The sequence below is a fragment of the Oceanobacillus sp. B139/18 genome (assembly GCF_055524595.1).
The window spans coordinates 40,240-60,004 of sequence record NZ_JBVFXI010000001.1 but is presented as its reverse complement, the minus strand read 5'-3'; the positions used below and the strand labels follow the sequence as shown (position 1 = coordinate 60,004).

General features: G+C 40.6%; 17 protein-coding genes. 4 read left to right on the top strand and 13 right to left on the bottom strand.

All coding sequences use genetic code 11. The annotated features are described in order from the left end of the window. Positions 1–482: 482 nt before the first annotated feature. From ACZSMY_RS00255 to ACZSMY_RS00240, 4 genes are all read right to left on the bottom strand, one after another. Positions 483–3,074: a DNA translocase FtsK gene (locus tag ACZSMY_RS00255; protein ID WP_465147387.1), complete on the bottom strand. Its 2,592-nt coding sequence runs from the start codon at positions 3,072–3,074 to the stop codon at positions 483–485. A gap of 132 nt (positions 3,075–3,206) precedes the next feature. Further along, complete coding sequence (gene ytpR / locus ACZSMY_RS00250) at positions 3,207–3,812, bottom strand: YtpR family tRNA-binding protein (RefSeq protein ID WP_042535508.1); 606 nt, start codon at positions 3,810–3,812, stop codon at positions 3,207–3,209. Positions 3,813–3,817: 5 nt separating this feature from the next. Next, positions 3,818–4,633 (bottom strand): DUF1444 domain-containing protein, encoded by an 816-nt coding sequence (locus ACZSMY_RS00245; RefSeq protein ID WP_332093801.1) that lies wholly within the window; start codon positions 4,631–4,633, stop codon positions 3,818–3,820. A 16-nt stretch (positions 4,634–4,649) separates the two neighbouring features. Continuing rightward, the gene (locus ACZSMY_RS00240) at positions 4,650–4,976 is read right to left on the bottom strand and encodes a thioredoxin family protein (protein ID WP_332093802.1); all 327 of its coding nucleotides are present in this window, start codon (positions 4,974–4,976) and stop codon (positions 4,650–4,652) included. 674 nt (positions 4,977–5,650) lie between these two features. Between ACZSMY_RS00240 and ACZSMY_RS00235 the strand changes: the two genes are divergently transcribed. Then, positions 5,651–6,091, top strand: a complete 441-nt coding sequence (locus tag ACZSMY_RS00235; protein ID WP_042535514.1) for a YtoQ family protein — start codon at positions 5,651–5,653, stop codon at positions 6,089–6,091. A 48-nt stretch (positions 6,092–6,139) separates the two neighbouring features. Here ACZSMY_RS00235 and ACZSMY_RS00230 read toward each other — a convergent pair whose 3' ends face one another. Both ACZSMY_RS00230 and ACZSMY_RS00225 read right to left on the bottom strand, forming a co-directional pair. Further along, positions 6,140–6,652 carry a DUF84 family protein gene (locus ACZSMY_RS00230; protein ID WP_042535516.1) on the bottom strand — a complete coding sequence of 171 codons (513 nt, stop codon included), beginning with the start codon at positions 6,650–6,652 and terminating at the stop codon, positions 6,140–6,142. Positions 6,653–6,656: 4 nt separating this feature from the next. After that, complete coding sequence (locus ACZSMY_RS00225) at positions 6,657–7,721, bottom strand: M42 family metallopeptidase (RefSeq protein ID WP_465147386.1); 1,065 nt, start codon at positions 7,719–7,721, stop codon at positions 6,657–6,659. Positions 7,722–7,900: 179 nt separating this feature from the next. On the opposite strand from ACZSMY_RS00225, the gene ACZSMY_RS00220 reads away from it, so the two are divergent. Then, positions 7,901–8,215: a PepSY domain-containing protein gene (locus ACZSMY_RS00220; RefSeq protein ID WP_042535520.1), complete on the top strand. Its 315-nt coding sequence runs from the start codon at positions 7,901–7,903 to the stop codon at positions 8,213–8,215. A gap of 49 nt (positions 8,216–8,264) precedes the next feature. On the opposite strand, the gene ACZSMY_RS00215 is transcribed toward ACZSMY_RS00220, so the two are convergent. Continuing rightward, positions 8,265–9,122, bottom strand: a complete 858-nt coding sequence (locus tag ACZSMY_RS00215; protein WP_465147385.1) for a YtnP family quorum-quenching lactonase — start codon at positions 9,120–9,122, stop codon at positions 8,265–8,267. A gap of 184 nt (positions 9,123–9,306) precedes the next feature. On the opposite strand from ACZSMY_RS00215, the gene ACZSMY_RS00210 reads away from it, so the two are divergent. Together ACZSMY_RS00210 and ACZSMY_RS00205 are read left to right on the top strand one after the other, a co-directional pair. Then, complete coding sequence (locus tag ACZSMY_RS00210; RefSeq protein ID WP_042535524.1) at positions 9,307–9,489, top strand: hypothetical protein; 183 nt, start codon at positions 9,307–9,309, stop codon at positions 9,487–9,489. Continuing rightward, the gene (locus ACZSMY_RS00205; protein ID WP_289585423.1) at positions 9,486–10,955 is read left to right on the top strand and encodes a sodium:solute symporter family protein; all 1,470 of its coding nucleotides are present in this window, start codon (positions 9,486–9,488) and stop codon (positions 10,953–10,955) included. Before ACZSMY_RS00210 ends, ACZSMY_RS00205 begins: the two co-directional genes overlap by 4 nt. 35 nt (positions 10,956–10,990) lie before the next feature. Here ACZSMY_RS00205 and ACZSMY_RS00200 read toward each other — a convergent pair whose 3' ends face one another. The 6 genes from ACZSMY_RS00200 to ACZSMY_RS00175 form a co-directional block, all read right to left on the bottom strand. Beyond that, positions 10,991–11,179 carry a hypothetical protein gene (locus ACZSMY_RS00200; protein ID WP_042535527.1) on the bottom strand — a complete coding sequence of 63 codons (189 nt, stop codon included), beginning with the start codon at positions 11,177–11,179 and terminating at the stop codon, positions 10,991–10,993. Between the two features lie 130 nt (positions 11,180–11,309). Continuing rightward, positions 11,310–12,362 (bottom strand): FUSC family protein, encoded by a 1,053-nt coding sequence (locus ACZSMY_RS00195; protein WP_042535529.1) that lies wholly within the window; start codon positions 12,360–12,362, stop codon positions 11,310–11,312. A gap of 210 nt (positions 12,363–12,572) precedes the next feature. Then, positions 12,573–13,958 (bottom strand): NAD-dependent succinate-semialdehyde dehydrogenase, encoded by a 1,386-nt coding sequence (locus ACZSMY_RS00190; RefSeq protein ID WP_465147384.1) that lies wholly within the window; start codon positions 13,956–13,958, stop codon positions 12,573–12,575. Positions 13,959–14,112: 154 nt separating this feature from the next. Next, a complete protein-coding gene (locus ACZSMY_RS00185; protein WP_193064351.1) occupies positions 14,113–15,279 on the bottom strand; it encodes a hydroxymethylglutaryl-CoA synthase in 1,167 nt (388 codons plus the stop codon). 203 nt (positions 15,280–15,482) lie between these two features. Further along, a complete protein-coding gene (locus ACZSMY_RS00180; protein ID WP_465147383.1) occupies positions 15,483–18,569 on the bottom strand; it encodes an AAA family ATPase in 3,087 nt (1,028 codons plus the stop codon). 18 nt (positions 18,570–18,587) lie between these two features. Continuing rightward, positions 18,588–19,754, bottom strand: coding sequence for an exonuclease SbcCD subunit D (locus tag ACZSMY_RS00175; protein WP_193064353.1), 1,167 nt, complete (start codon positions 19,752–19,754; stop codon positions 18,588–18,590). Between the last annotated feature and the right edge of the window lie 11 nt (positions 19,755–19,765).

Here is a 19,765-nt window from a genome sequence, read left to right as displayed (position 1 = left end):
TATAACAAATAAATAACTTATTTTAAAGCAAAATTTATTATTTCAAAGCTTTTAAAAGTAAATTCAAGCATTTTAAACATATTTTTTTAAACGAAAGCGTTTGTCCGCCCATTTATTTACATAAAAATGTACTTCCTTTTGCATTTTTGCAAATGCTGGCCGGTGGGGACGAATCATCTCAAGTCCCTATTATCCTTTCTTAACACGTAAAAAAGAAGCACCATTTTCTGTACAGATAGAGAGCCTATATCTCATTCTATACAGATAATGAATAATATGTGCTTTTGCCTTATATTTTCTTTCTCTCTTGAAAAGCTTCCTTTATATTTTAGTAACTTTCCGGAATTATAGCAACTTTTTTAGTTGTCCTTATTTTTGATATGCGGAGAAACAGCATCCGGCAAGCCTTTCTTAACAAACAAAGTGTGAGCTAGTTTATTATAAAGTAACCGTATTTTCACCGCCAAAAAATGAGAGACAGTTTACATACTGTCTCTCTGCGCTTTTGTAATCAAGACCTCTCGCGCACGGCTGCCATTTTGCCCTGAGATAATTCCCCGCTGTTCCAGAGAATCAATTAATCTCGCAGCACGGTTATATCCTATTTTAAAATGCCTTTGCAGGGAAGATGTGCTTGCACTATTTTGATTTAATACAAATTCAATCGCATCTTCCAAGAGATCATCTTCCTCTTCATCTATCTGTACTTGTTCTAATAAATCTTCCTGTTCAAACAGATATTTCGGTTCAGCCATTGATTTTGCATAATTTGCTACTCGTTCAATTTCCTCATCAGACACAAATGGTCCTTGTAAACGAACACTTTTCCCGGCGCCGTTCTCAATCAGGAGCATATCCCCTTTTCCAAGTAACTTTTCCGCACCGCTGGAATCAATAATTGTCCGTGAATCCACTTGGGAAGATACACTAAAAGCAATTCTTGTAGGAATATTTGCTTTGATCAGACCTGTAATAACATCCACAGATGGACGCTGCGTTGCAAGCAGAAGATGAATACCGCATGCTCTTGCTTTTTGCGCAATTCTGCTGATGGCATCCTCCACATCCTGCGGAGACATCATCATTAAATCAGCTAATTCATCAATAACAATCACGATAAACGGCATCTTTTGATCTGCTTTTCCTTCTCGCAGCATTTTTTGATTATACCTGCTTATATCCCGGACCCCTTCATTTACAAAACGATCATAGCGATCCTCCATCTCTGCCACAGCCCATTTCAGACTCTGTGTAGCAGCTTTAACATCTGTGATGACAGGAGAAACAAGGTGCGGGATACCATTATATGGAGCAAGTTCAACCATTTTAGGATCGATTAACAGAATCCGCACATCCTCATGACTGGCATTATAAATTAAGCTGACAAGAATGGTGTTGATACAGACACTTTTCCCCGAACCGGTAGCTCCTGCAATCAAACCATGCGGCATTTTATTAATATCAATTACTTTGGGCATTCCTTCAATAGTCAGTCCCAGCGCCACACTTAAAGGAGACTTATTATCTTTAAAATCATCCGATTCAATTATCCGCTGGATCCCCACCATTTCCGGGTGAAGATTAGGAACCTCGATGCCTACTGTATTTTTACCTGGAATAGGTGCCTCAATACGAATATCCTTCGCTGACATATTTAGTTTTAAATCGTCAGCTAAGTTTTTAATCTTGCTTACCTTGACGCCCATCTCAGGATGCACCTCAAAACGTGTAACAGACGGCCCCTGTGTTGCCTTTACAACTTTTGCTTTGACTTGAAAATGCTTCAATGTCTCTTCCAGTAAATCTTGCTGTTCTATCAGCCATTCTTCATCCTCTTCGGTTGATTTGGCTGCTGGATCGTTTAACAAGTGCAAAGGAACCTCTCTCGGTTCAGGTTCGCTCCGTGAAGGTACAGGTGCAGGTACTATATTCACAGTCGAAGCCATGCTTTCGGAATCTTGATTCGTTGCATGGGTTTCGGCTAATTTTTCCTCTGCCTTGCGCAGCTCGTCCTCGCGTCTTTCATGTGCCTGCTGCAATCGCTGAAAAGTTTCCTCCCGTTTTCGCTGCTCCTGCAAATTTTTCTTATCCCGCGGAGTCATCATTACATTAAAAGCAGTTGAAGCCTGACTTGACCTTTCCTTATTCTGGCTTGGCATCTGGTTTGTTGTATGAATCGGGTTTCTTTTTTGGGAAGTAACATCATTTTCAGTTTCGGTTTTAGGCTCTTCCGGCTCCGGAGGTGTTTCTTGAACCTCACCTTCCTCCGTCTCCAGCATCTCCGCCGTACTGCTGACTTCCTGCTGAACTTCATGCGTTTGTTCTAATATCATATCTTCTGAAAAAGTATCTTGCTGCTTATCTGACGGATCCGCTGTTTCAAAGATATCAGCTTCTTTTCTATCCGAGTGGTGTCCTGTATCTATTGTCGGCAATTCTTCCTTTTTCCTTAACAATGATTCAGTTGACATCATCGTATCTTCTAAGCTGCTCGCTGCTTCATCCTCTTTTTGAAGTTTGGATTCCTTTCTCTGATACGCTGGTATTTCATGAATCAGCTTAGATTCTCTCGACTGAAAGCCATAAATCGGAGAAGGCACCTCTGTCGGCTGAAAAGGAACATCCGGATTTTTCTTATATACTTTTCTTCCCGGGTTATTTTCCGCTTGCGGAGTACTGCGCGCATTACGTGCAGGATACGAAGCTTCTTTTCTGCTTCGGTTCGGCAGCGGGCGATGATTGTCCGGCTTTTTGTCCGCAGTTGTTTCTTTTCTTTGATTATTTTCTCTGTGTGTCCGTCTCTCTCTTCTTTCTTGTACAATATCTTGATTTCTTCTTTTATAACTAGGTTGCTTGTCAACATTCGTTTCTTTTTTTTGATCAACAGTATCTGGAATCACCGGAAACTTAAATGATCGCCCGGAAGGATAATGGTATGTCATTTTTGTCTGTATATTTGGTTGTTTATCAGATTCTTCCTGTTCAACCTCAACAAATTCCTCTACTTCTATTTCCACTTCTTTTGTAAATATGTTTTTGAGCCGTTCTTTCCATTGCTCCCACCACATATGCATTCACTCATTTCCTTAATTGTTCATACTGTTCATTTTAGCAGTTTTTCAAGGGGATTTACATGATTACTGCGATAATTTTTTCGGTTTCCTTTCCTGTTAAAAAATCCCCTGCTCACACAAGGGATTTGAAAGTTAAAATGTAAATTCTTCGCCAATTTGATACGTATCATCCAGTACATAAATGCCTTTTTCCTTCGGCGCATCAGGCAAGCCCAGTTCTTTTTGAGAACAAACCATTCCGTGAGAAGGTACACCTCTTAATTCAGATGCTTTAATTTTCATTCCGGACGGCATCGTTGCTCCTACTTTCGCTACAACGACCTTTTGACCTTCATCGATATTTGGAGCGCCGCAAACAATTTGCAAGGTTTCTTCCCCAACATCAATTTGACATACACTTAATTTGTCCGCATTTTCATGGGCCTGTTTTGACTTTACAAATCCTACTACAAATTTCGGACTCAAATCAAATTCAAGGGGGTCATCTATTCCTTTTCTTTGGAAAAGTGTACGAATTTCCGCTAATAAGCTTTCTTCTAGAGGAATCGCACCGTTTTTTTCATCTAATTGAAAGTAGGTGGAAGCATGAAAAATATTGTAGCCAAGCACTTCTCCATCAGCTGATGTTATTTTAGTGATATCCCCATTCGTTTCTTGCTTTAATTCATAGCGGTTCCCTTCCTTAATAGGAAGAATCAATACATCTCCAATTCCTTGACGGTTATAAAAAACATCCATTTCTTTCACTCCTCATTTTTCTCAGGTCGATTTTTTGCCAGTATAAATACCGGCTCTAATTTTTTATTTTCATAAACAAACGGCAAAGAAGTAATCGGTATTCTGCCATCCGCAAAAAATTTCATTGTCATTTGCGCTAAAATATCATATCCAGATTTATTTTGGATATCTCCTAAAATAAGCACATCCTGATGCGGTACAGCAACAGTTAATTCTCCTTTTGCATTGGCACGCATCTCTTCTAAAAAGGATTCGTTCAGAATACGGCTTGCATCATAACCATCCTGTGTTGCCAAGAAATAAAAATCATTGCCTGCAACCTGATCTGCTTTCGGCTGATAAGATAAAGAGCGGATATTGAAAGATGCTATTTCATCTAATCTTTCCTTAGACCAGCCCTCTTCCTCCAATAAATCCTCATCAATCAAACGGTAAGACTTTCCTAAATCAAGTGCATAGAAAACCCGGGTTTCTGCAGTATGATCTTTATAAATCAACTTCTTCTTTGCCTTTGTTTCTGTCGGGAAGGAAGGGGAACGGAGCACAGGAAAAATCTGCTTTTCCATTCCTTTTAAATGCTGCGTCTGATTCATAATTTTTAACGCTTCATTAACATGCTCCACGATTTCATCAAGGGCTTCCTTCCCCCGGTCATTATATTTAGCAATTAAATTAGGCAATGATACCGTCATGCCTTCGTTCGAGTCCTTCCATTCAATTCGTACAGCATCGTCATCACGCTTGTAGGTCACTCGATAATCAGGGTTCTTCAGTTCATCCTCCAACAGGCGTTTCATCTTAATGCTTGTCATTTTTGCCATACAAATGCCTCCCTACCTATTTAGCAAGCCCGTCTAAAAAGGATTCGATTTCTTCTTGTGTTTTCCGGTCTTTACTTACAAATCTGCCCAGTTCTTCCCCTTTTTCAAACGCCAGAAAGCTAGGAATACCATAGACATCATATTCCTGACAGAGCTCGATAAAGTTATCCCGATTTACTTCTACAAATTGAAATTGTGAATAAGCCTCTTCTATTTCAGGCAAAATCGGTTCAATCACGCGGCAATCCGGGCACCATCCTGCCGTAAATAAAAAGACAACCGGGCCTTCTTGAATATACGTATTAAATTCCTCTGTATTTTGTAATTCTTTCATTTTATACATCCTTTCTTTACTCCTATCATAGCTTGCCACACATATTCTTTCAATTATGTTACCTTGTTTCCATATTATTTGAATTTTGATTTTTATCGTTCATTTTTCAAATAAGATAAAACAATAACATCACTTGGTCTTTAAATATCGGTGTTTTTGCCAGAGTGATACCCCCTGCGACGGGTTATGGCGGGGTGAGTAATCACCAATGTTGTCAGGTTAATGCGGCCGCTGCAGAAAAACACTACGCTTTCCGTGGGCTTGAGCTCAGCCTCCTCAAAAAAAGAAGTTCGCTTTTTTCTGCGGGGTCTTCCCTACGCGCTTTCCCACAGGAGTCTCCGTGTTTTTCCTTCGCTAGTTAGTCTTATTACTATCTACTAGAATCAAATATAATTTTTATAAACTCATTAACCTGAAAACATTGGTAATCACATTCCCATAGGTAACACACAGAGACTATTGGTCAGCTAAGAACGTCACGTCCTGTGGTCTGTGGTCAACAACCGGCACTACAACGTCCTGTCCGTCGTGGGAAGCGCAGTGTATTTCTGAGGTTGCGAACGCACCCCATAAAATCCATTAGGGCGGTAGCTATAAATCATTTCTATACAATAATCAAATAACTTAACAAGTTTAGGAAAAACATTTACTATTAAAGATACCATTGATTGGGAGGGATTGGAATGAATTTAACAGTTTATCTTGCTGGACAAATTCATGATAATTGGAGAGAAGATGTTAAAAAGCTTGCGGAAGAAAAAAAGCTGCCGCTGACATTTGTATCTCCGCAGACAAATCATGACCGTTCAGATGATATCGGAGAAGCAATCTTAGGAAAACAGCCCGGTAATTTTTATCGTGACGATGCTGCTTCCAGTGTTAACAATTTTCGGACACAGGTATTAATGCAGAAATCAGATATTGTGATTGCTTTATTCGGCGAAGAATATAAACAATGGAATACAGCGATGGATGCAAGTACAGCCATAGCTTTAGGAAAGCCGACGATTATTATTCGTCCGGAAAAATTAATTCATCCTTTAAAAGAACTTTCCAACAAAGCAAATATTACAGTGGAAACCGTGGAACAAGCATTAGATGTTATTGGTTATATCTACGAATAATGATTTTCTCAAACAAAAAACAGGCTCTATCGCCTGTTTTTTGTTTGATTATTTTTGCCCCGCAAAATCATACTGCCCTTTCAGAAGCTGTACAACATGTGTAAACATACTTTCTCTTGATATCAGGTTATTCGTAAAGATACCAATAGCTCCTTCCTGGCTGCGGACATTTTCTTTCTTGGTATAGGCATCCATCACCGTACTTAATTCCCCGGCTTTTTTAAGTGCTTCCTCAATTTCTTTTGGGAGGGCAATCCTTGCACCACTGGCAGTATATAATGTGCCATCCGCTGCAGCCAGCGCTCCCCAGTTACAGAGAAATAATGTATCGTCCACATACATGACGCCTCCTTCTAAGCCAATTCCAATAGCATCAGCACTTCCTGCAGCACATGCCTTCGCACGATTCACCGCGCCAATCCGCGTCTCCTCATCTGAAAAAGGCTGGGCAGACACTTTAGACGGGACTTCCCTCGAGCTTAGCTCCAGTTCTGGAAAAACATTTCGGACAGCCTGGATTTTAGTTGGGTTTTTCGAGCCGACAATAACTGTTTTCTGCATTTCATTAACCCTGATGCAATGCGGAAACAACTGTTTCGTCTGTTGTTTTAACAAGTTTTGTAATTAATTCTTTTGCTGCGGCATAATCATCTACATGAATAATCGATGCTGATGTATGAACATACCTGGAGCATATCCCTACAACCGCAGAAGGAACGCCATCGCCTGTTATATGAACACGCCCTGCATCTGTACCGCCTGGAGAAACAAAGTATTGATACGGGATATCATTTGATTCCGCTGTGTCCAGAACAAATTCGCGCATGCCTTTATGCGTAATCATTGTGCGGTCAAAAATACGCAATAAAGCTCCTTTTCCCAGCTGGCCAAATGCCTTTTTATCCCCTGAAGCATCATTAGCCGGTGAAGCATCTAATGCGTAAAAAATATCCGGTTTGATCATATTGGCCGCTACCTGTGCTCCGCGTAATCCAACCTCTTCCTGTACTGTTGCACCAGAATAAAGCTGATTTGGCAGGGTTTCCCCTTGCAGTTCTTTTAAAAGCTCGATAGCCAGCCCGCAGCCGTAGCGATTATCCCAAGCTTTTGCCAAGATCTTTTTCTCGTTGGCCATCGGTTCAAACGGTGTAACCGGAACAATGGTATCTCCCGGACGAACGCCGATATTTGCGACATCCTCTTTATCATCCGCCCCAATATCAATCAGCATATTTTTTATTTCCATCGGTTTGCTGCGCTGTGCTTCAGTTAATAAATGCGGCGGAACAGAAGCAATCACTCCCGTAACCGGTCCATTTTTTGTCATTACCTGAACACGCTGAGCCAGCATAACCTGGCTCCACCAGCCGCCTAAAGTCTGAAAACGGAGCATGCCATTATCTGTAATCTGTGTTACCATAAAGCCGACCTCATCCATATGCCCAGCCACCAAGACAGTAGGACCTTTACCGTGCTTTACTCCAAATACGCCCCCCAGATTATCCTGAATGATTTCATCCGAATATTCCTCCAGTTCCTTTTTCATAAATTGGCGAACGGCATGCTCATTCCCTGAAGCTCCCTGTAATTCCGTTAAATTCTTAAATAATGCCAGTGTTTCTTTATTCATGTAAAGCCTCCTATATACAGTTAGTATATCCGTAAAAATAGATCTTCAATATTGCAAGTATACCCGAAAAAGCCCAATCCTTTCCAGTACCGGTGTTCAATTATTTGTATTTCTCTCACCGTATGCGATATACTACAAACAAAGCAGACATTGAATCTTACTAAACAGAGGTGAATAAATTGAGCAAAAGAAAGGTATTACTTGCAGCTGCATTTGGTATTGCAATCGGTTATATCGCACGTCAACAGGTTAACAATCAAATGAAAGTTACTCCTGAAAAAGCATTGAATCATGCCAAAGAAATGTTTAAACGCCAAGGTCCTATCAGTGGCTCCTGGATTTATATGAAACCGGAAGAATTAGAAAGAAACGGACTGCTTTATGATGTATACCGCGGTGGTGTAACTAGAAATATCGATGGTACGAATAAACAATATGATTTCTATGTAGACATAGAAACTGGTGCTGTTATAGATACAGAAGCAGCAGTATAATATACTTTGTTAATAAGCAGCCTTCCTTTTTGGAGAAGGCTGCTTTTTCTTAATCATAAGAATATCGCAACCTCTCCACGTGATCTATTTTCTCTCCAGCCTCATTAAACCTGACTGCCCGGTAATAAGCATCATGATAAAACGTAAACCAGACCTTTTCCTTATAACCCGCTTCCATCCAATATTCTTTTTGTAATACAGATTGAACTGGATAATCATCATATGCAAGCGCCCATAATTTATTTTGATGTGCATGTGTCGGCATAATATCTGCCATATGTATGAAGCCTTGCTCTCCTTCCCGGAAACGAATGATAGCATGCCCCTCACTATGGCCCCCGGTATGAACCATTGTTAAACCCGGCAATACCTCAATTTTTTCACGAAACGGATAAACCTGATCAACTACCGGCCTCCAATTCTTCTCCCAGTATGTATTTATTGAACGGATATTCGGCTGCTGCATCTCATTCCATTCTATTTGGGAAACAAAAATTTTTGCATTTTTAAAGACAGATTCGTATTTTTCCTCACCAACTAGTTTTGTTAAACCGTTCGCATGATCATAATGAAGATGTGTCATTACTACGATATCAATATCGTTCACTGTAAGCTCTAATTCAGATAAGGATGCTTCTATATTTGTTTCTTCCAATACTCCGAAATTTCTTTTTTGTTTATCAGATAATTTATTTAAGCCGATTCCTGTATCAATAAGTAAATTAGACCCATCTAATTCAATTAAAATCGGGTCTGTTCGAAGTTCAATTTGATTTTTATCGTTATGCGGATATTTTTTCGCCCATAAAGCCTTGGGAACGACACCAAACATTGAGCCTCCGTCCAAATGTGTAACGCCCCCATTTAGCCAGGTAAGTTTCGCACTGCCGATCTGTAAGGTTTCCATCTTTTCCCTCCTTTTTCTTAAGTTTAGCTGATAAAAAGCTTTGTTGCAACCGTTTCCAAAAATAGGTTATTATTTGCGTCTTAAATAATGTGGCAAATTTATGAACAATCTGCTATGATTGTTAGCGAATTCACATTCTTTCTATTGTGAATTATATCACATTAAAATATATGGAGGCAGGCTTATGAAGGAAAAAAACGCAGCAATTATTATCGGCATTATCGTTCTTGCCGCTTTTACCATCCCTTTTGTACTTTTAAGTCATGTTGAAAAATGGTATGGGAGCTTTCTGTTCTGGCTGATGTTAACTTTCATCGTCATCGGACTTAATGCCATACTAACAAAAGATTGGAGCAATGAAGAATGAATGTATCACTGATTTGGTGGGGATTAGGAATTTATATTGTTATCTCTCTTTTTATCGCTTTTTTATCGCGAACTGGCAAACAGACAAATATGGGCGCTTATTTTCTTGGCGATCGTAAGCTGGGCGGTTTTGTTTCCGCATTAAGCTACAGCGCTACAACATACAGCGCATTTATGCTGGTCGGCTTAGCAGGGCTTACCTATCGTGGCGGAGTTGGCGCGCTTGGTTTTGAACTGATCTATTTAATGGGTGTGTCGTTAATTGCATTTTTTGGTCCCCGTTTTTGGATTGTCGGAAAAAAATATGGGTATATTACACCATCTCAAATGATTGGCGACCGTTATCAAAGCAGGGCTTCTGCCATTGCGATTGCCGTCAGCAACTGTCTTTTTTTAATACCCTACAGTGCTGTACAGTTAGCTGGAGTAGGATATCTGCTGCAGGGCGTATCAAACCAGCAAATCTCTTTCAGCACCGGCGTTATTATCGCTGTTGTTTTAGCACTCTTTTTTGCATACATAGCCGGAATCCGCTCTGTGGCCTGGACAGACTCGCTGCAGTCCTTATTTATGATTATCGGTTCAACCTTAGTTGTACTCTTTTTAGTCCGCGAACTTGGCGGATTTTCGGGCTTCTTTGAGCAGCTGGAAGGTCATCATCCAGAAATGCTGACAGTGCCTGGCAATGGATATTTCAGCTTCTTAACATTTATCGGGTTAACCATTCCCTGGTTTTTCTTTAGTATTTCAAATCCGCAGGTCAGTCAGCGTCTGTTTATGCCAGCTTCTTTGAAAAGCATGCGGCGTATGTTATTAGGCTTTATGATTTTTGGCTGTATCTATACACTGGTATCTATATTTTGGGGGTATTCCGCTTTCTTATTAGAGCCTGGTCTAGACAACGCTGATTTAGCTACACCCGTTGTACTGACCTCATCAGCTGTACCTTCTGTTTTAGCTGTTATTGTCATGGTAGGTATTATTGCTGCCGCTGTTTCGACGATAGACTCGATTCTGCTTACATTATCCTCAATGTTCGCGAAGGATGTTTACGGAAATATTCGCAAAGGGACAACAGATCAGGTCCAGCTTCGCATCGGGAAATTTATTATACCTGTTATTGCTCTGCTGGCTTACCTATTTGCAGAATTACAATTAGATTTAATCGCCGTTCTGTCCGTTGCTTCTTCTGCCGGCTTAATTGTTGTTGTCCCGACAATTATCGGCGCTTTCTTTTGGAAAAGAGGCACCGCCGCTGCTGTATTGGCAAGCACCATTATTCCCGGCGCACTTGTTCTGATATTAGAACTGCTGCAGACAAAGCCGTTAGGAATGGCTTCTGGTTTATGGGGACTGAGCCTGTCCTCCCTGCTATTTGTCGGTGTCAGTATATTCACGAAAGCCCCTGAAGAAAAAGCAAACGAATTTATTGGCTATATTAAGGAAAATCTTCATCGTAAAAAATAATAAAACAGCGTGTAGACACGAACCTACACGCTGTTTTATGTTAATGAAGCAAGCATTTGACGCTGCTGCTCCTTCACAATCTCCATTTGTTCTTCTATTTGTTTTTGTGTTTCTTCTTGCATATACTTTTGTTTACTTTCCAGGAGCGTTTGATACGCATTTTCATATTTTTCATACATATAATATAAATTTTCTAATTCATGATGAGATAAAAAACGGACCAATTCCATCCTCCCCTTTTCTCTGTATACTATTACTACTATATGCAAAAAAGGGAGGTTTTATACCTGTTTTATGTGGCTCTTGACAAAATAGCAAAGGAGACTGTGCTGCCACAATCTCCTTTGCTTCTACTTATTCCTCTTCTTCATGTAATCCTTTTTTACGCACATACTTTTCTAACTTATCCAACTCATAGAAAAGCTCGACAATACTATTCGCAACAGGAAAAACATAATGCCATTTTTCATAGTCTGTTCCTTGCAGTGCATCAATTAAATTATTGATCGTTACGCTCATCGCATTTTTCGTCTCTTTTTGCAGGTCCCTGTCCAGGACGATGCGATCTTCATACATAAGAAAGACATTTTCACTATAGTTATTGATCTCACTGACCAGCTTTTTAATTAAGAAAGACTTGCCGGCAGCCATTTGTTCAATTTCTTTTAAATTTTTTTCCAGCTCTACGATCAGCGTATGCTTCTTTCGCAATACCTGTATCATTTGCTTATAAATGACAATGCTGCGGAAAAAAGATCTGCGCTTCCGGATAAACAGTCTATTTTTCTCATCCGTAATGATATCAAAATAATCTCTTATTTTATTAATTTGTTTCTCCACATTTCTTTCTTCGTCCCGGATTTGCGGGACACTCATCGTATTACTCGGGATAACTCGCAGAAGAAAATGAGAACTTTCACTGGCTTCCTTAATCATCTGAAACAAAATCTTTTGATGATTCGGAGGATTAACAAATACATTCACGATAAATGCGGAAACCACCCCGATTGCAACAAGTGATACTCGAGATAAAATATATACAAAATTAATATGATCGCCCTGGCTGGCCACCATCATACTGACGATGGTTAATACGGTTAAATTTACTGTTTTGGTCAATCCCAGTTTTATATTAATTGCAATCGATAAAATAACTACTGCTCCAACCGAAATCGGATGGCTGCCAAGCAAAAATACTCCCAATATGGCGAGTGTTGCACCGACAGAGTTTGCAATAACTACTTCTTTAATATAATTAAATGATCGCATGATAGACGGCTGCATTGCTATTACAGATGCAATTGCTGCAATAACGGCATATTCCATATCGAATATACGTGTAATCAATAACGTTAAGGTTACTGCCAACCCTGTTTTTAACATCCTGGGACCAATATTAAATTCCATTCATCTGCACCTCTCTAGAAGTAGTATACAGGTTTCCTTCAAACATGTCATCAGAAAAAGGCAAGCAGATTATCTGCTCCGCCTTTCTCTGCATAAATATTTCCGGCGGGGCGAATAACCGCTATCCCAGCCCCAGGATATTCTGGTAAAAACATGTGACAACTACTTCTTTTCTTTATAAAACCTTAGATAAGCAGCTGTCTGCGTGCCTTACAGCTGAATCGATAAATATTTTACTTCAACATACTCATCAATTCCGTGATGACCGCCTTCCCGTCCAAGGCCGCTTTCTTTAAACCCTCCGAATGGGGCCTGTGCCGTTGATGGAGCACCATCATTAATACCGACGATTCCATACTCTAACTGTTCACTGACCTCAATTGCAGTCGTAAGGTTTTCTGTAAATAAATAGGCTGCCAATCCATAAGGTGAATTATTCGCACGTTTAACGACTTCTTCCTTCGTCTGAAATGTCGTAATCGGCGCTAACGGTCCAAATGTTTCTTCCTGCATACATACCATTTCATCGTTTACATTGGTTAAAATGGTCGGACCGAAAAATAAATCTTCCTTTTCTGTTTTGTTACCTAACAGCTTTTCTGCCCCTTTATCTAGTGCATCCTCTATATGATGTTTTACTTTTTCAACTGCAGATTTGTCAATCAAAGGACCAATATCCACACCTTCTTCTAAGCCGTCTCCAACCTTAAGTTGTGCAACCTTTTCTTTAAATGCCTTGGCAAATTCTTGTTCAATCGATTCGTGAACATAAATCCGGTTGGCACATACACAGGTTTGCCCGGCATTGCGATATTTAGAAGCAACCGCCCCGTTTACCGCTTTTTCAATATCCGCATCGCCCATAACAATCAATGGTGCATGACCGCCAAGCTCCAGAGAGAGTTTCTTCACTGTTTCCGCTGATTTTTGCATGAGTGATTTTCCTACCTCTGTAGAACCCGTAAACGATATTTTTCGAACACGCTCATCCGCCATCCACGCATCACTGATTTCACCTGAGCTTCCAGTAACGATTTGCAGTACACCTTCTGGAATACCTGCTTCTACCGCAAGCTCTCTCAGGCGGATAGCGGTTAGAGGGGTGGCACTGGCTGGTTTTACTACCGCTGTACAGCCGGACGCTAATGCCGGAGCAACTTTCCGTGTAATCATTGCTGCCGGGAAGTTCCATGGTGTAATCGCTGCGATAACCCCTACCGGCTGCCGGCTAACTACGATGCGTTTATCACTTGCCGTTGCCGGGATTGTTTCACCGTAAAGTCTTTTTCCTTCTTCTGCATACCAGGAAATAAAGCTATTCGCATACCGGATTTCACCTGTTGCTTCCTTCAACGGTTTTCCCTGCTCTATTGTCATGATTCTGGCCAGCTCTGCTTCATGCTCTTCCACAAGTGCATACCATTTATTCAACAAAACACTTCTTTCATAGACAGATTGCTTCGACCAGTCCTGAAAAGCTTGATATGCCTTATCAACGGCTTCCACTGCTTCTTTCTTGCCTCCTTTTAAGACTGTATCGACTACTTCGCCTGTTGCTGGATTTGTTACTTCAATAACTTCATTATTTTTCGTCATTAAAACACCCTCCAACTTTCATGATATGTTTAACTCTACCCCGATTATACATTTTAAAGTCATTCATTTCACATAATTCATGCTGAAAATGTCTTAAAGTTGTCACGAAAAAAACTCCTGAACAGGTTTTATTTTGTCCAGGAGTTTTTTCTTATTATTTAACTGCATAGCTGCGGATATGATCTTTCACACCGGCTAAACAGATTTTTGCCGGATCTTCATTCACATTTAACTTTTTTTCACTTCCGTCTGTTGGAAGTGCTTCTTCAAATACTTTTTCATATGCTGCCACAGAAATGCATTCTCTGTTGTCAAACATTGCTTGATGCGACGCTGTCTGCAAGTGCTTTTTAAAGCCGTTCTGAAGCTTGCCGGACAAGAATTCGCCAACCGCTCCGGATCCATAGCTGTACAAGCCGATGGTATCTCCTTCTTTTAAGTCATCCTGATTTTCTAATAATGAAATCAGACTGAGATAAAGAGAGCCTGTATAGATATTTCCTACATTACGATTGTATTTTGTACTGATTTGATAATTGTTTTTCAACCGTTCCTGTACTGCTTCAGGCGCGTCTTCAATCACTGTACGCAGTGCTTTCCAGCCCATTTTGGTATATGGTAAATGAAAAGCGATAGCTGCAAAATCCTCCAGGCTTCTTCCTGTTTGTTCTTGATAATCTTTCCATACTTTTTGGAAGAAAGCTATATACTGTTCGTTGGAGTATTTTCCATCTACAAAAGCCGTAGAAGAATATACCGGTCTCCAGAAGTCCATAATATCCTCTGTGTAATACGTGCTTTCACTTTCCAGCTCCAGCAATCTTGGCTCAGCACTTACCAAAATAGCAACTGCACCGGCGCCTTGTGTTGATTCGCCAGGTGTATTCAAACCGTAGCGGGCAATATCAGATGCCAAAATAAGTACTTTCTTATCCGGATGCAGTGCAATATGCCCCTTTGCCATTTGTATTCCTGCTGTTGCGCCATAGCAGGCCTGCTTCATTTCTACAGAACGAGCTTTGGGATTCAGACCTAATAATTGATGTACATACACAGCTGCTGACTTGGAATGGTCCACGCCAGATTCTGTTCCAAAAATGACTAAATCAATTGCATCTTTATCTTCCCTGTCCAAGATTTGTTCTGCTGCATTAGCAGCCAAAGAAACAGGGTCCTGTGTGATTGGCGGGACAGCCATTTCGTCTTGTCCCAGACCAATTGTAAATTTCCCCGGGTCGATTCCCCGCGCTTCTGCTAAATCATTCATATCTACATACAGATGTGGTGCATAAAACCCCAGCTTATCAATTCCAATCTTCACGATGATTCCTACCTTTCTCCCTGCTGTTCATTCAGGCTCTTTAAAAGCCCTATACTAAAATATTTTTAGAGGTACTATAAAAATTATTGTCGAAAAATATAATAATTAAATGATAATACAGGGGTTGTTTAAATAGCAAATAATATAGTTATTTTTAGCTAATCCATTATAGAAGTCACACAGATAGATACCTTGACAGCTTCTTATTTCACGACGATTTCCGTTTTACTGCAGCCCTCTTTTGTTTTATGAACCTCAATTGCTGCCGGAAAGACATCCTTCAGCTCCTGAACATGCGAAATGATGCCAATCATTCTTCCGGATTGCTGCAGCTGAATCAGTGCGTCAATTGCCTTCCGCAGAGACTCTTCATCCAGCGACCCAAATCCTTCATCGATAAACATCGTTTGGATCACAATATTCCCCTGAAAGCTTTGGATAACATCGCTCATTCCCAGAGCAAGGCATAAAGAGGCATGGAATTTCTCTCCTCCAGATAATGTTTTTACATCCCTGGTCTGCCCTGTGTACTGATCATAGACGTCTAATCCTAAGCCGCTCTGTTTTCCACGTGCTTCCTGGCGATCACTTCTTGTCAGATAAAATTGACCATTCGATAGGTCATTTAAGCGTAAATTAGCAGCCTCGATAATTTGATCTAAATATTCCATCTGCAGATACCGTTCAAAAGATACCTTTTTAGGATTTTGTCCACGCAGCGTATCATATAAATCTGTAACGAGCATTCTTTTCTGTTCTATATCCGCCGATTGGTGATGGAACTCCTGCAGCTGATCCACGTAGAATGTCATATCCTTTTTCTCCTGCTGCAGCCGCTGTAATTTTTCAAGACTGGCTGTTGTTTTCTGCTTCCATTTTTCTAACACAGCTTCAATTTCGTATACATCCTGCTTCGACTGACCTTCCAGCTTCTGCTGAAGCTCGGAAATTTGCTTTTCTAATTGATAGCCCTTTTTTTCATATTCAGAGAGCCTCTGTTTAACGGATTGATACGTTGCTTCCTCCCATTTTGCTTCTTGATACCCTTTTTCAGTAAAATCTGCCTGCTCCAATTTCTCTTGAAAGGTCTTCTTCAGATTATCTGCTTTCTGCTTCATTTTCGCCTGGTTTTCTCTAAGGTGGTGCACATCAGCCGTCCACTTTGTGAATGCTTCATGGACTTTCTGATAATTCTCCTGCACCTCTACCCAGCGTTGTTCAAGCTGCTGTTTTTTTGTTTTTAAATGGGTTATTTCAGCTTCTAATTGGGAAAGAACGCGCAGGTTTTCCGGTATTTGAATCAATTGCTGCTGATAGACAGCCTCTTTACTGTGATAATCCGATTGCAGCCGGCTGGCCTGATTGGTCTTTTCATTCCATTCCACTTCTCTTTGCTTTTGTTCCTGACGCTCCCGTGCTAATTCTTTTTTACAATCTGATAAACGGATTTTAGATTGCTTGAGGCGATCCTCTTCCGCTTTTTTCTTTTTTCCTCTTTCAACGATGTCCTGATAGCTCTGTTCCGGGTCAGTAAATACGAATTCATGCTGTGCGAGTCCCTCTTCCAATCCTTTTCTTTCTGATTGATACGCTTTCAGGTTGGCTGTTTGCTCCCGCCAGTCTGTTTCCTTCTTCTCCATCAGCTTTTTCGCTTGTTCCAGCTCTTCCTTACTGACTTCCGCTTCCTTCGTTGCTGCTGGTGACGGATGTTCTAAGCTTCCGCAGACGGGACAGGCTTCTCCATCATGCAGGTGAACAGCCAATACATGCGCCTGATTAGCAAACCAAGCCTGCTCAAGCCGATTGTAAGCCTCTTTTTCCTGCAGATAAACATCCTCTGTACGTTTAACCTCTGTCTCACTTTTTTGCACCTGTGCCGTTTTTTCTTTATATTTTTTCATCAGCATTGCTTGTTCACGCAGTATTCTTAACGCTTCTTTTACGGTGTCCAGCTTGTCTGCCTCTTTATCTAGTACCTGTTCTTCCTGCTCTAAACGATCTATTTGTTTACTTTTTGTTTCACGTAGCGCTTTTAATTTTTCCAGCTGTTCATTCCCTTGCTTTAATTGTGCCGCAAGCTTTTGAATCTCCTGCTTTTTCCCTTCTAATTCTTTAACAACAGGAAGAAATTGTTCTAAGCGGTTTACTTCAATCGAAAGCTTCTCGCGCTTTCCTGCATTTTCCTGTTCTTTTTTAAAATCAGCTTCTGCCTGCTGCTTTTGCTTTTCCATGGTATCCTTCTGCGCTTCCAGCTGCTGCAGGTGTTTGTTTCCTTCTTCGAGTTCTTTCCAAGCTTCATCCTTTTGCTGCTCATAAGGAATAATCAGCTTCGCCTGTTCAGCAGCAGACAAACCTTTCTTTAAAGCTTCCATTTCCTGTGCTTGTTCTTTCCATATGGCAAGATTCTTTTGATAGGTTTCTAATTCCAAAAAACGCTCATTGATCTGTTTGACTTGGAACAAATGGTTTTGCGTGAGCTCCTGCTGCTTTGTTGCTTCTTTATAATGAGCATCTTCTTCTGTATACACTGCTTCATTTTTCTTAAGCTCTGTTTCTAAAGCTTCTATAATTTGATTCGTATTGACATGCTCTCTATCTGCCAACTCACGGATTTCGGCGTCATCTGGAAGGTCTAAGGAAAATATTTGCGTCCGCAGCTGCTCCATACGGTTGAGAATACGCTGATTTTCTTTTTCTAATTTTGCTTTCTTCTCCCGGAGCAGTTCATTCATATATTTATAATGCGCGGTTCGGAACAAACGTCTCAGGATTTCTTCTTTATTTTCTGTATCAGAAGTTAACAGTTTTCGAAACTCCCCTTGTGGAAGCATTACAATCTGCTTAAATTGATCTGGAGTCAAACCAATAATATCTTCTATTTTTTGGTCAATTTCGCTTACCATTTGTCTGTCTACGCACGGCGATTCTCCATCTGGCCGCACTTCGTAAAATTCGCATTTATCTCCTGTTTTACTCTTATTTCCTTTTTTCACATGACCCAGCTGCCGGAAAATACGATACGTTTTATCTTGTATTTGAAAAATAAGCTCCGCAGAAGTATGTACGTTTTCATCTGCAAAATCACTGCGAAGCATACGCTGGTCTTCCCGGTCAGATCCGCTTGCTTTTCCATATAATGCAAAGGCTATCCCATCAAATAACGTCGTCTTTCCTGCCCCGGTTTTTCCGGAAATGACAAATAATGTGTTCCCTTGCAGTTTAGAAAAATCGATTACTTCTTTTTCCTTATAGGGCCCAAAAGCATGTAATGTTAATTGTAAAGGCTGCATTCTCTTTTCACCTGCTTCTTATTTAGATGCTTTCCGTTCGTTATCTGCATCCTGAATTTCTTGAAATAACTCCTTCATTATCTCGTTCATTTCTTCGGAAGCTTCCTTTTCCGTTACTTCCTGATAAAAGGCATCAAATAATTCCATTTCACTTAAGCTCGTCTTGGGGGCCTGATTTTCTTTTTGTTGCGTGACTCCTGACGTAGTTCTTACTCTCTCCACATGCATGGCATTCGGAAAAATAGAACGTACCTTTTCCATCGGCGATAAAACAGGAAGCTCGTCAAGCAGCTGGACAAATACATAATCTTCGCTTCGAGGCTCCCTATAAATATCCTCCATTTTCATTTTGATAGAACGTATTTCACGTTTGGGGATAAGCCTTTTTTTCTCAACCTGGACGTTTCCTTCTTCACCCAGTTCAACTACTAAATACCCTTTTTGATGATGTTCTTCCGATAAGGAATACTTTAGGATGGAGCCGGAGTAGCGAATTTTTTCATCCAGCACATGATGTGCCTGATGGAGGTGCCCTAACGCTGTGTAATGAAAATCTGTAAATAAATGTGCATCGACATGCTCTGCTCCGCCAATAGACAGCGGGCGTTCTGAATCACTCGTATTTTCTTCCGTCTCGCCAAAAGGAGTTACAAAAGCATGTCCAACATAAACATGGCGTGCTGCCTCGTCCATGTTTTCCTTTATCTGCTTAACAAGAAAAGCATTGGCATCCTGATGATTACGAATATCTTTTTCTTGAAATAAGGCTTTGACCACACTTGGATCTGCATACGGAATAAGATGAAAATGCACCTCCCCAAATTCATCTGAAAGAACAACAGGCTGTATGCTTTCCGAAAGCTGGCCAATGATATGATAACCTTTTTCCTTCATTAAGCGGCTGCCAAAATGAAGTCTGCCCGGACTGTCATGGTTACCGGCAATCGCTATGACGGGAATTCCTAATTGATTAACAATCCGGTCTAATGTTTTATCTAATAAATCAACTGCTTCTACAGGAGGTACCGCACGATCATATAAATCTCCTGCAATAATAACAGCGTGCGGACTTTCTTTTTCCACCGCTTCAACAAACTGATCCAGGATGCAGGCCTGGTCTTCAGTCATATAAACGCCTTGAACCAGCTTACCCAGATGCCAATCTGCTGTATGAATCAATTTCATTTAAAAACCTC

Bases quoted from the DNA above. Each gene is read 5' to 3' on its own strand.
- ACZSMY_RS00255 (WP_465147387.1), bottom strand. From the start codon at position 3,074: ATGCATATGTGGTGGGAGCAATGGAAAGAACGGCTCAAAAACATATTT.
- ytpR (WP_042535508.1), bottom strand. From the start codon at position 3,812: ATGGATGTTTTTTATAACCGTCAAGGAATTGGAGATGTATTGATTCTT.
- ACZSMY_RS00245 (WP_332093801.1), bottom strand. From the start codon at position 4,633: ATGGCAAAAATGACAAGCATTAAGATGAAACGCCTGTTGGAGGATGAA.
- ACZSMY_RS00240 (WP_332093802.1), bottom strand. From the start codon at position 4,976: ATGTATAAAATGAAAGAATTACAAAATACAGAGGAATTTAATACGTAT.
- ACZSMY_RS00235 (WP_042535514.1), top strand. From the start codon at position 5,651: ATGAATTTAACAGTTTATCTTGCTGGACAAATTCATGATAATTGGAGA.
- ACZSMY_RS00230 (WP_042535516.1), bottom strand. From the start codon at position 6,652: ATGCAGAAAACAGTTATTGTCGGCTCGAAAAACCCAACTAAAATCCAG.
- ACZSMY_RS00225 (WP_465147386.1), bottom strand. From the start codon at position 7,721: ATGAATAAAGAAACACTGGCATTATTTAAGAATTTAACGGAATTACAG.
- ACZSMY_RS00215 (WP_465147385.1), bottom strand. From the start codon at position 9,122: ATGGAAACCTTACAGATCGGCAGTGCGAAACTTACCTGGCTAAATGGG.
- ACZSMY_RS00210 (WP_042535524.1), top strand. From the start codon at position 9,307: ATGAAGGAAAAAAACGCAGCAATTATTATCGGCATTATCGTTCTTGCC.
- ACZSMY_RS00205 (WP_289585423.1), top strand. From the start codon at position 9,486: ATGAATGTATCACTGATTTGGTGGGGATTAGGAATTTATATTGTTATC.
- ACZSMY_RS00195 (WP_042535529.1), bottom strand. From the start codon at position 12,362: ATGGAATTTAATATTGGTCCCAGGATGTTAAAAACAGGGTTGGCAGTA.
- ACZSMY_RS00190 (WP_465147384.1), bottom strand. From the start codon at position 13,958: ATGACGAAAAATAATGAAGTTATTGAAGTAACAAATCCAGCAACAGGC.
- ACZSMY_RS00180 (WP_465147383.1), bottom strand. From the start codon at position 18,569: ATGCAGCCTTTACAATTAACATTACATGCTTTTGGGCCCTATAAGGAA.
- ACZSMY_RS00175 (WP_193064353.1), bottom strand. From the start codon at position 19,754: ATGAAATTGATTCATACAGCAGATTGGCATCTGGGTAAGCTGGTTCAA.